General features: G+C 42.8%; 11 protein-coding genes. 5 read left to right on the plus strand and 6 right to left on the minus strand.

The features are described from left to right. The first annotated feature begins 290 nt into the window (after positions 1-290). Positions 291-500 (plus strand): DUF4248 domain-containing protein, encoded by a 210-nt coding sequence (locus tag F7D20_RS13185; RefSeq protein WP_158462251.1) that lies wholly within the window; start codon positions 291-293, stop codon positions 498-500. 485 nt (positions 501-985) lie between these two features. Here the strand turns inward: F7D20_RS13185 and F7D20_RS00060 are convergent, their stop codons facing one another. Next, the gene (locus F7D20_RS00060; RefSeq protein WP_158462252.1) at positions 986-1,258 is read right to left on the minus strand and encodes a type II toxin-antitoxin system YafQ family toxin; all 273 of its coding nucleotides are present in this window, start codon (positions 1,256-1,258) and stop codon (positions 986-988) included. A gap of 2 nt (positions 1,259-1,260) precedes the next feature. Further along, positions 1,261-1,473, minus strand: coding sequence for a hypothetical protein (locus F7D20_RS00065; RefSeq protein ID WP_158462253.1), 213 nt, complete (start codon positions 1,471-1,473; stop codon positions 1,261-1,263). 647 nt (positions 1,474-2,120) lie between these two features. Between F7D20_RS00065 and F7D20_RS00070 the strand changes: the two genes are divergently transcribed. From F7D20_RS00070 to F7D20_RS00085, 4 genes are all read left to right on the plus strand, one after another. Then, the gene (locus F7D20_RS00070) at positions 2,121-2,642 is read left to right on the plus strand and encodes a DNA-binding protein (RefSeq protein ID WP_158462254.1); all 522 of its coding nucleotides are present in this window, start codon (positions 2,121-2,123) and stop codon (positions 2,640-2,642) included. A gap of 57 nt (positions 2,643-2,699) precedes the next feature. Continuing rightward, positions 2,700-2,798: a smalltalk protein gene (locus F7D20_RS00075; protein ID WP_158462255.1), complete on the plus strand. Its 99-nt coding sequence runs from the start codon at positions 2,700-2,702 to the stop codon at positions 2,796-2,798. Positions 2,799-2,841: 43 nt separating this feature from the next. After that, complete coding sequence (locus F7D20_RS00080; RefSeq protein ID WP_158462282.1) at positions 2,842-3,276, plus strand: N-acetylmuramoyl-L-alanine amidase; 435 nt, start codon at positions 2,842-2,844, stop codon at positions 3,274-3,276. 354 nt (positions 3,277-3,630) lie between these two features. Continuing rightward, complete coding sequence (locus tag F7D20_RS00085) at positions 3,631-5,211, plus strand: ATP-binding protein (protein ID WP_158462256.1); 1,581 nt, start codon at positions 3,631-3,633, stop codon at positions 5,209-5,211. A 430-nt stretch (positions 5,212-5,641) separates the two neighbouring features. On the opposite strand, the gene F7D20_RS00090 is transcribed toward F7D20_RS00085, so the two are convergent. The 4 genes from F7D20_RS00090 to F7D20_RS00105 all read right to left on the minus strand — a co-directional run bounded on the left by F7D20_RS00090 (position 5,642) and on the right by F7D20_RS00105 (position 11,646). Further along, on the minus strand, positions 5,642-6,145 hold the full coding sequence (locus tag F7D20_RS00090) for a very short patch repair endonuclease (protein ID WP_158462257.1): 504 nt from the start codon (positions 6,143-6,145) through the stop codon (positions 5,642-5,644). 25 nt (positions 6,146-6,170) lie between these two features. Then, positions 6,171-8,552, minus strand: a complete 2,382-nt coding sequence (locus tag F7D20_RS00095; protein WP_158462258.1) for a restriction endonuclease — start codon at positions 8,550-8,552, stop codon at positions 6,171-6,173. After that, positions 8,552-10,534 carry an AAA family ATPase gene (locus F7D20_RS00100; protein ID WP_228114049.1) on the minus strand — a complete coding sequence of 661 codons (1,983 nt, stop codon included), beginning with the start codon at positions 10,532-10,534 and terminating at the stop codon, positions 8,552-8,554. Before F7D20_RS00100 ends, F7D20_RS00095 begins: the two co-directional genes overlap by 1 nt. A 626-nt stretch (positions 10,535-11,160) precedes the next feature. Then, positions 11,161-11,646, minus strand: coding sequence for a hypothetical protein (locus F7D20_RS00105; RefSeq protein WP_118116405.1), 486 nt, complete (start codon positions 11,644-11,646; stop codon positions 11,161-11,163). Positions 11,647-11,648: the final 2 nt, after the last annotated feature.

An 11,648-nucleotide genomic window follows, 5' to 3' on the forward strand; every position in this document is an offset into this window, starting at 1 on the left:
CGCCCTGAAGGGGCAGAAGCTCTTAGCCCAGGGCAGCGCCCTGGGTATAATGGCAATCGGCAAGGCGCCCAGAACCAACGGTCACCGGCGCATAGCGGAAAGGTAAAGGGCAAAAGCTTTAAAATTCATCTAACTCAACTTTCGCAAATAGGGAAGTTTAAGAAGCTAAAGCCATATGCTTTACAGCTAAATATACAAACAATAAGGCTGTTGTCTTAACTCCTTAACTCCCTTAACTCCTGAACATCTCCCTTACCCCCCAAAAAAATAAACAAAAACCATTAATAAAAATGCAAATCAGACTATACGAAAAAGCAGAGCTTGCCATGCTCTACTTCCCCAATTCGACCCCAAAGGTCGCAGTCAACCGACTCTCACGTTGGATCAAAAACATTCCCGAACTCTACGTCGCACTGCAACGGTGCAACGTAGCGAAAAACTCCCATTTCTACAGCCGACAGCAAGTAGATCTCATCTTTCAGTACCTTGATGAACCCTGAAGCATGCTGTAGCAGCTCATGCTGCTACAGCTCTTTGCAAAGAACTGTCCGAAACTACTCCCGTCTATCTTCTCTTGCCATAAGGATTCTTTCGAAACTACTCCTGTCTTTCTTTTGCCATAATGATGGATTTTTTCGAAAACCCACCTGGATTTCCTTAACATTAATGAGGGATTTTTCGAAAACCCACCAGTCCTCCCTTACCCTTAAGGGAGGGTCCACCGCTTTCCCCAAGCCCCTTTCCCCTCAGGGGACAGGGGATGTGTCAACCGCCCTACTCGGTGCTCAAACCGCTTCGCTATAAGGTTGGCGGACCATCAGAGGTCTTCGCCAGCAGCAGAGCTGCGGTTTGCGGTATGCGACCGCATGGACACGAATCGCTTAGGGGCTGTTGTCTTAACACCTTTAACTTCTGAACATATGAAACTTGAGTGAATTACTTATGCAGCTTTGCCAAATTCATAAATGCTATTGCTGTAAATTTGCTAAAACAGATCAGAATGAGTTCCTGTATCAAGCAAGCAAAGGATTAACTCGTCATGATTGTATTTCCAGACTAAAATCCAATCAGGAAGTATATGACAATCATTCCAACCTTCATAATTGCCATGCAATGGGTGATTTTTGTATTTTGCAGGTAATTGTTCTCCTTTCATTAAAATAGTCACAACTTCCTCAAACAAAGACTTGTTATATCCTCGTTTGATACACTTCTTGTACGATTTCTTAAATCTTCCAGAGAGTTGTAACTTATACATTTTTAAGCATCTAAATAGTTCATCATTTCCTCTAATGTGTCGAAGTTTTTCACGTTTCCCTTCTTAACATCAAGAATGGCCTTGTCCAACTCTGTCTTGGAAGTTTCTGAGTTTACAGTACTGGTTTTCCATCCCATCCTGTTAGCCAATTCCTTCAAAAACTGAATGTCTGAACTCGGAAGTTGTAAATTGACCGATTGTATTGTTACATCCATAATAAAATCTTTTTTATTGCTGCAAAAATACGATTTCTTTTCTGAAAAAGCAAAGAATCTCAGCATTTTTTTACTCCACTTTTGCAAATGGGGAGATTTTCAGGACGTTTTGTGTTGTCACAGCATCATCAAGCAGCCCCCTAAGCATCTACCAAACAGTCCCTAAGCATCTACCATGCAGCCCCTAAGCAAGTCCTTGAGTGAAAGCGGGTTTATCCCCGCACAAAAAACCGCAGCTCCGCTGCTGGCGAGACCTCTGATGGTCCGCCAACCATAGAATGAAATGGTTACGAGCGACGAGAAGGAGCGGTTTCCTCTTCTTCCCTGAGGGGAGAAGACCGAGATGAGAGGTGGACCCTCCCTTAAGGGTAAGGGAGGACTGGTGGGTTTTCGAAAAAAAACTCATTAATACTAAGGAAATCAGGTGGGCTTTAGAAAAAATCCCTCATTAAGGCTAAGGGAGGACTGGTGGATTTTGCGAAATGATGCAATCAAAAAGCATCATTTCGCATCGTTTGGCACCATTTCTCATGACATGTTTTATTTGGCATCATTGCCAAATAAAATCATCGTATCTTTGCATTGTCATTCAGAGAGAATGAACTTAGTGCACTAAAGTAATACATTAACCAAAATCTAAAAGAACAATGATTCTCTACAAGTTAGTAAAAAACAACAACAAAAAGTTCCCAGGAACGTACGGCAAGTACTATGCCCGTCCTGCAGTCACCGCAACCATCAGCATCAACCAACTCGCCGAGCACATGTCGAGCCACAACACACCCTTCTCGGCAGGAGCCGTACGCGGCATCCTCACCGACATGGTGAAGTGCGTCAAGGAACTCGTCCTCAGCGGCTACTCCGTGAAGATCGACGACCTCGCCATTTTCTCCATTGGCATCCGACCCAAGAAGGGAGCCGACACGAAGGAGTCCTTCACCGTGGCAAAGAACATAGAGGGTGTCAAGCTCCGTGCCCGTGCCACAGGCAAGCTCACCAACAGCCGTCTTGATCTCGACGCCAACCTCAAAGATGCAGCCGACATCCTCGTCACCTCTTCCACCACGAAGCCAGGCGGCACCACAGGCGGAGGCACAGGCAGCAACCCTTCAGGAGGCACAGGCAGCAACCCATCAGGCGGCGAGAATACCGGCGGCGAAGGAGAGTAATGTCTTAACTCCCTTAACTCCTCGAAAAAACATTAACCATTAAAAAATTAAACCATTATGAAAAAAGAAACATTAAAAAACATCATCAACTTCGTCATCACCGTTCTCACCGCCATTGCCGGCGCCTTCTGCGTCACCAGCTGCGGCAGAATGTAGACGAACCACCCCATCGTTTGTTAACCAAATAAATCTAACGACAATGAAAAACCATCGTAACATCTCTCTCCTCGTGCTGCATTGCAGCGCGACGAGAGTCACCCAGAGATTCACCATCGAGCAGCTCGAAGCCTGCCATAAAGCCCGTGGCTATAGCAGCGTCGGCTATCACTACTACATCACCCGCGATGGCACCCTCTACCCCTGCCGACCCGAGAACGAAGTAGGCGCCCACGCCCTCCACTTCAACAAGAACAGCATAGGCATCTGCTACGAAGGCGGACTCGATGCCAAGGGTCGTCCTGCCGACACCCGTACCGAAGCTCAGAAGATCACCATGGAAGAATTGCTCCGCAGCCTCTGCGTCGACTTCCCCGATGCCGAGATCCTCGGTCACTGCGACCTCCCCGGCGTCCGCAAGGCCTGTCCCTGTTTCGACACCCGCAAATGGCTCAAGGAAATCCATTTCCACATCTGAAACTCCTTAACTCCCTTAACTTCATACATTTTTTCTTTTATCATGCCTCCCGCTCGTGAGAGTCGGAGGCTTTTTTATCAAAATTAAGCCAATCTTTTTGCATATATCACATGAAAACATTATCTTTGCAGAAGATAAGCTGCACTCGGCAATTTGAAAGTAAACCTTTCATTGCGCTCATTTGCATTATCTTTGCAGAAGATAAGCTGCACTCGGCAATTTGAAAGTAAATCTTTCATTGCGCTCATTTGCATTATCTTTGCAAAAGATAAGCTGCACTCGGCAATTTGAAAGAAAATCTTTCATGGCGCTCATTTGCATTATCTTTGCATTATTAATCAAGGAGAACCAAATATGACAGACATCAGCAACAGAAAGCTGCCGACAGGCATTCAATCGTTCAAAGAAATCAGAGAAGAAGGTTATCTTTATGTAGACAAGAGCGACCTCATCTGGCATTTGGCGAATCATGGCAAAAAGTACAACTACCTGAGCCGTCCCCGCCGTTTCGGCAAGTCAATTCTTATCAACACACTACAGATGTACTTCGAAGGGAGAAAAGAACTCTTCGAGGGACTGAAAATCATGCAGTTAGAGAAAGAATGGAAACAATATCTTGTCATCCGTCTCGATATGAGTCTGGCAGGAGCCGAACCGAAAAGAGTGTGGAGTTATCTTGACAATGTTTTTCACAACCTTGAATCGGAATATAACATTGCTGTGCGGCAGGATAGCTCTCTTGCCGTAAGATTCCAAAACATCATTGAAGGTGCATACAACAAAACCGGCAACAAGGTAGTCATTCTCATCGACGAATACGATTCACCGCTGCAACATTCATGGAAGACGGAACATCACAAAGCCTGCACCGAAGTCTATCGCGATGTCTTTGCAGTACTGAAGGCCTGCGACGAATACGAAAAGTTTGTCTTCATCACGGGCATCACAAAGTTCACGCAGATTTCACTTTTCTCCGTGCTCAACAATTTGACCAACATCAGTTTCCTGCCAGAATATGCAACCATCTGTGGCATCACAGAAGAAGAAATATTAACAAACTTCAAGCCAGAGCTGGAGAAAATGGGCGAAGTCAACAACTGGACACTTCAGGAAACTCACGACAAGTTGAAAGCCTATTATGACGGCTACCATTTCAGCCGCCGCAATATGACAGACATCTACAACCCCTATAGCCTGATCAACGCATTGAGCACACAAGAGCTCAGCAATTACTGGGCAGCATCAGGGGCCACCTCGCTGATACCGAAATTTGTCGACAACATGGAGCTTCGATTGAAGAACTTCGAGAATTGCCGTATCATGCGAAACACCTTAGAGACATCTGATGTCAGTGCAGGAGGTGCCGAGCTGTTCCTTTACCAGTCAGGCTACCTCACCATCAAGAAATACGACGAGTTTGGCTATACACTTGGCTTCCCCAACGAAGAGGTGAAACAAGCCCTTTACGACCAGGTTCTCCCATCCCTCGCCCTCCGTTCAGAGAGCGACCTCCAATCGCTCCAAGCCAATCTGTACGCCCAATTAGGGACAGGCGAGACAAACGAGGCAATGAAGACCCTGAAGGCCTTGATAGCCGACGTGCCGTACAGCAATAAGAAACTCGCCTCCATGGACATGGAAGAGCGTTATCGTCTCATTATCAGTACCATCCTCAATGCCATTGGACTAAAGGTAGAAGTAGAGAAAATGATTTCCACAGGTAGAATCGACATGACAGTACAGACCTCCCGTTATATCTACGTAATAGAATTGAAATTGCGAAACAACGGAGGCAAGTCTGCTGCCACTCATCAGATTTTCGACCGCCAGTATCTGGAACCTTTCCTTGCAGACAGCCGTCAGGTCATCGGATTAGGCCTTGAGCTCGACGATAAAGGCAAAGGCCTCATAGATTGGCAAGAAGTCCAGCAGTAATTCCTGCATCAACAAGCACCCATCAGCAGCAATCAAGTTTCGAGCAAGCAAGTATCAAGCAAACTGGAATGAGTACCAAGCCAGCATCGAGCAAACCGTAAGCAAGAACCCAGCAAGCAGCCCGTAAGCGATTTGTATCCATGCGGTCGCATACCGCAAAATGCAGCTCCGCTGCTGGCGAAGACCTCTGATGGTCCGCCAACCTTATAGCGAAGCGGTTTGAGCACCGAGTAGGGCGGTTTCCTCTTCTTCCCTGAGGGGAGAAGACCGAGATGAGAGGTGGACCCTCCCTTAAGGGTAAGGGAGGACTGGTGGGTTTTCGCCCCCCTTATTATGGCTAAAAAAGGACAGGTTGATTTTCTAAATAAAATCCTCCTCTTTTAAGAAAAAATATTATTTTGTCATAGCCAAAAACTATGACAAAATAACATTAGAATAATAAAACATTCTCTTCCGCAGCCATACCCATGTCCTCCCTTTCCGGCAGCCTGTATCTCAGGTCCCTGTCCTGGATAAAGATATGGTTGAGCGTGTACTCCAGCGACTCGAGTGTCTTCTCTCTCCTCTCCCCTTTCAGTTCACACTCCCAGATGGTGATGCAGTGCCACCCCATCCTTGCCAGCTGTTTCTGTTCTTCCCGGTCTCTCTCCCTGTTGCGTGAGATTTTCCTCTCCCAGAACTCCGTATTCGTCTTCGGCACCCTGTAGTATTTGCACCCCTCATGACCATGCCAGAAGCATCCATTCACGAAGATGCACGTATGGTATTTGCGCAATACGATGTCTGGGTGTCCAGGCAGCCTCGGGTTATTCACCCTGTACCTGAACCCCCTGCTCCACAAGTATTTCCGCACCACCATCTCCGGCTTGGTGTTCTTGCCTTTAATTGCCGCCATGTTGTTGTGGCGTTGTTGTATGGTCAAGCGGTCTGACATTGGATATAAATCTTACGATATAAAATTATTTTCTATATTCCTTCAGTATTTCTGCTGTTGTAAACAGAGGTTCTCCAGGAACATAACTCTTAAACTTCGTTAGATGGGAAGTCCTTAAATCAGCAAGCAATTTTCTGATATCTATCTTTCCAATATTAACCTCCTCGTCAAGTCGATAAAAGAAATAATTACGATTTACCACTTCTGTTCCTTCGGCAGTCTCCATTGGATACCAAGATTTACGCATCCTCTCCTCTGTCACTCTGCCTGCGGTATCCTTGACATGAAACACACGATATTCGCCTGTTTCTTCCACTCCATCAGTGTATAGAATCACAAAACAGACATTCTGTTTTTCATAAAAATACGCAGAATGAGCACCATCTCGAACTTCATCGTCTTTAAGTTTCAAGCGCACATTATAAACCAAGCTTCCTTTGTCATTGTTTCCAAGAATCCATTGCAGATGCTGCTCAGATTTATAATAGCCTACAAGAATACCTCGGCTCAGATCACGTTCCAAATAATGTACAGTAAGCCATTGTGGTGAAACCATAGGCTGTTTTAACTCTTTCTCTACCGAAGGCTGTAACACTTTTTGGGGATCTTTACCCATATTACATTCTTCTATTATGAAATCTTCCTTAAGTTCATTAAACTGTTCTTCTGTCTCTTTCCATTTGGCATATGGACGTGCATAAGCAAAATAGACTTCTCTATCCTCACCATAAGGCTTAAACACTCTACCATTTAACTCATAGAAATGTTTCTGCATATACAGTTCTCCGTCTATTCCCAATTTTGCTCTCATGGCATAGATGCAGTACTCTTTCTGTATCACCTCTCTAATCTCGTTTCGGAAAATGTCTCTAACATTTCGTTTCCACTGTGCTTTTTCGTTAGCTTTGTTGCGTGCATAAAGAAAAAGCACATACAGGAAATTCACATCATATTGCGATAGAAAAAGTGTATCACGGTCAAAGAGTCTGTCTGGGAACTGGTATGAAACAGTAGTACAATGCTCTCCCTTACCATTATAATGTTTGCGTATATTCTTATCACCAGCATTATATCTGTGATCATCATATACAAAACCACTGATAAAGAAATTAGGAATCACATCATAACCCTCTGTTGCACCAGTATCCTGCAAATGAATATCCTTGAAGCTCTCTCTGTCCTTGGCTCTGTTTTCTCTATCTTTGTCGTCAAAAGCAGTTTCATCCGAAAGGAACAGATTGATGTTCCATTGTATTACATTTCTTGCATAAGTATATTGCTTATATATAGACTCTGACGTAAGGGGATGCCCATTCTTGTAGTATTTACTGTCACCAATATAGTAAACTTCCCTGTTGGCCTGTTCATCATTCGAAGTCAATGCCAAGTCTGTATAAAGATGATCCACACGCTTACCGTCACTTTGGTCTGCAAGCCCCTTTGGTATATTACTGTGCGGAGTACCTATCAAATCATCTATCATGGCTTCAAATACTACATTGAAACTCTTGGCAAGTATGTATTCCTGAGCATGCGCATTGATGGCAATACGATAAGAGTTCTCGAAGAACGCATAACATAAATCCCAAAGTTGGAGAGCCATATCTGAGAAATATTTATACTTGATCTGCATGAGTCTCATCTTACCCATACCCTTAAGATATTCCCTAAACTGCTTACCTGTAATCAGCTCATACTGGATATTGATAGGCGTCTGGAAGCCATATTCTTCATTAAGATAATTCAAAATACTATAGTAAATGACAAACAGCTCCTCCTCATAGTTCACGATACGTTTCTTATTGACAAGTTTCAAATATACAGGCGCTCCGTTCTTCTGCATGAAGGCAGAAGAATGACTGATGGTTTTTGTCCAGTTTATTTTATTGTTGCCACGGTGCAGATTCTTGACGGTAAAGAGTACGAAATCACGGTTCTCCTGATTAAACCTAATCAGCGAAAGAACAATATCGAGATAGGTATTCGTGTGCTGTCGCTTGCCTTTCCCTGATCGGGTAATATGCTTATAAAGAATAGCCTTACTATCAGGATTAGCCTTGTAGAACACACTCAGAGCACGGTAAACCCAGACCGAAAATTCGTAGATGAATTTACGATATTCTCGGCTCAGTTTTTTCTGGTCTTCAGGTGTCAGCACCTGTTCCGGACTTACAGTTTCTCCATTCTCCAGTGTCACACCTGCCAGCACTTCTGTTTTCTTTTGAGGATCATCTTTTAAAAGGACCTTAGGTAAAATAAAGACACAGTCTCTCAACTGTGGATTGTAAAAATAGCCCACATACTGTACGCTTACCTTCTTGTCCACATCCTGCAGCACGTAAATGTCCTTCAATATGTTTTCTACTTTAGCACTGTCGTACTGATGTTCCTCAAATAGAATATACATTATTCGTTTTCAGATTTATTGTTTTGCCAGTTCATCACTCTCTGCAGAAAGTCTACCAGTCTTTCTGTATTTACTTTTTCTCCTTCTTCATCGTAGAAATCGGCAAAAGCCAGGTCTCTCTCCATATTCTTTCCCTCCACGTCTTTCTGATAAGTGAAGAGCGAAGCATCTTCAAAGCCATAGTCTTTGAAGACATCGTTCCAAAGATAGAATATCACCTTGCCCACCAATGTATCAGCCGTAATGATGGTAGGTTTCTCGTCTGTCTCATTAGCCTTCTTAGATGGCTTGCAGAAGAAATAGCCCAGCTGCTTATCGGCGCTGGAGGTCATGGAAGCGATGATTACATTCACCTTCTGGATAAATTCCCACCAAGGGAGCTTCGTGCTCTCACCTATTATCTTCACAGGTTCTCCGTTCGCATCCTCTATCTGGATGTTCCAGTCTAACTTCTCCCCGTTCTCATTCTTACCAGGCTTAATCTTGATGTACTTCCAGTCCCAGCGGCGCTTGAAGGCAGAATCAATTGGGAAAAGACTCTGGTCGCTGGTGTTCATGGTAGCAAGAATACTCATGTTAGGTGGCAGGGCCATAAAGCCAAACCAATTCCTATCAGGATATCTATCGTTACCCTCCTTATCCAAGCCAAATCTCTGATTCATTGTCGCAGCATACCCAGGGATATGAAGTTCTTCCAGATGTTCTGCTATATCCGTATCAGCCTTGATAGGATAAGTACTCCATCCGTCGTCGCTTCTATCCAGCAGCTGGAAGATATCACCAAACACCTGGGCACTGTTACCACGATTTATCTCCTCGATTACCAGGGCGATTTCCTCCTTTGGGTTCATCCAAGCCTGTTTGTAAGCCTCCAAAAAAGCCTGCTCCACAAACTCATAAGTCAAATCCTTTGTGCCGTTTATCTTATGTGGCTTGTAGCAGCCTACAAATGTGGCATAGTCGCTATCAGGGTGGAAGGTAGTACGGATGCAGGTAATCTTACCTTCATCCTCTTCCTTTTTGATGGTATGCGATTTACCTGTACCAGGAGCACCATAATAGATGATTTGGCGAGGGGTGAAATCTCCAAACTCCAGGGGGCTATCCTCGTCCTCTTCCAATGGCATAGTTGAATCATTTTTCAACAATTCAACAAATGCGTCATAGAACTTTTTGAGATTCTCATTCGGTTCCTGACCATCATATAAGCCAAGTTCATCCAAAGACATAGTATCTTTAGTGATTCTCTCTTTAGAAGGTTCAAAATATTCTACCAGTTTCAGAGAAATGATAGTATCACCATTCCAGTTGGCAAGCACATTATGCCCTGTACTATCCCAATGTAGATAAGCGGCATTTCCTTTAGGACCCTGTCCATGTACAGCGATACAAATTCTACCAGCAGAATATTGCTCCCATGGCTCTATCTGCTTTTGGATATTATCACCCTTGTATCCTTGTCCTGACTTTCTAAAAGAATTATTCTTTATAAATGGCTTCAGATATTCCTCGTAGCCTTTTACTGTTTCATCACCAGTTACGACATACTGAAGATGGGCACAGAAATACTCCAGGAGATGTTTGAAATTGATATAGTCAGAAGTTTCTTCACCATTTACATTTTGTATGGTCTCAAAACTTTCCGGATTATTAATCTCCCACATCTCATGAGTTCCTTGAGCATTGCGATACACATATTTTTTGCCAAAGCAATCAGATACAAACTTGACAAAATCTGGAACCATCAACTGGGTATCTTTTCCTTTTGAATCTTTTCCAGGAAACCAATCTACATAAAGATACATTTCTCTTCCATCAACAAAGAATGGATCTGTGTACCATCTTCTTCCATTATCTGTCGAATTACGAGTATTTATTTCCGTTATGTCGGCAAACATAAACATATTCTGCAACTTATATGCACCATCTTTTTTAATAGAGACAGGCACATTAGATTCTTTTGTATTAAAATAGGGGAGCATTTTGTCCAACTCTCCCATCATACGAAAATAATCCAAACATAAATGTACAAAAGTTCTATGTTCTTTAGATATTGAAATAAGTCTATTCTCGTGCGATGTATCATACGTTGAATCTATTATAGCAAGCAATTTTTTGAAAGAACGAATTTTTGTCAGCAATCTAAAATATTCTTCCTTTGATGCTGTATATACAGATAAAGATTGGCTATTTTCGAAAATATCCTCCAAACCCAAATAATCCTCAGACTTTTCATTTAGAAGCCAGAATACAGGAGTCTGGTTTTCCAATGCGAACCACACAAGATACCATCCTACATTTGCGTTAGAAGCAATATTTCTAATTTGCTTAACAACAGACTTTACAGGTGTACTAGTTTGAGAATCAATCTTAGTACTTCTCTTATTACCTATCTTGCTAAACGCACACTCCACAAAAGAACATGACTGATTTACAACAAGAATACCATCCTGCTGTTCTGGAGTATTTGGCAGATAGGTTAAAACCTTCTCAGAAAGTCCTATGTGAGTTTGACCACTAGGAGAGTTATCTCTATTCAACTCTGCATCAGAGAGTTTTTTAACGCCAATCGAATATTCTTTATATAATGTTATCATATTTTTTTTTGTTAAATGTAAAACGGTATCAATCTCAATTCAAAGCAATCATCTACCATTTCGAAATCTAAAGCAGAAGAAAATTCAACTAGGAAATCACGAATCGTAAACCCTTTTTGCTTCAAGTTTTTTAAATAAATCCTTCCATCCTTTCTTCGATACAAAGTAACAGTATACTCCTTAAAATCATTATTGCCAAAGAAACTATCTATGGCACATAAGAGTTTTTCAAAGATAGGATTCCCTACTTCTATTTTTATACTTTCTCTAGATGTACTTCTATACAGAGGAAGCTGAGACTCAATAAAACTTAAAGCATCAACATAGTCCTTCTTATAAATGCGAAAAGTTATTCCACATTCTTCACCAGAATCTACCATGCCATAGGAAAGATAGTCGAATATTTCACTACTCAAATTAATACTCGTCTCCCCAGAACATCCAGCGGTTTGCTTCCACCCACTGTCTTGACGCCGAATTTTCTTTACCATTCCCATAA

The sequence above is a fragment of the Segatella copri genome, from assembly GCF_009495355.1.
Classification (GTDB): Bacteria; Bacteroidota; Bacteroidia; order Bacteroidales; family Bacteroidaceae; genus Prevotella.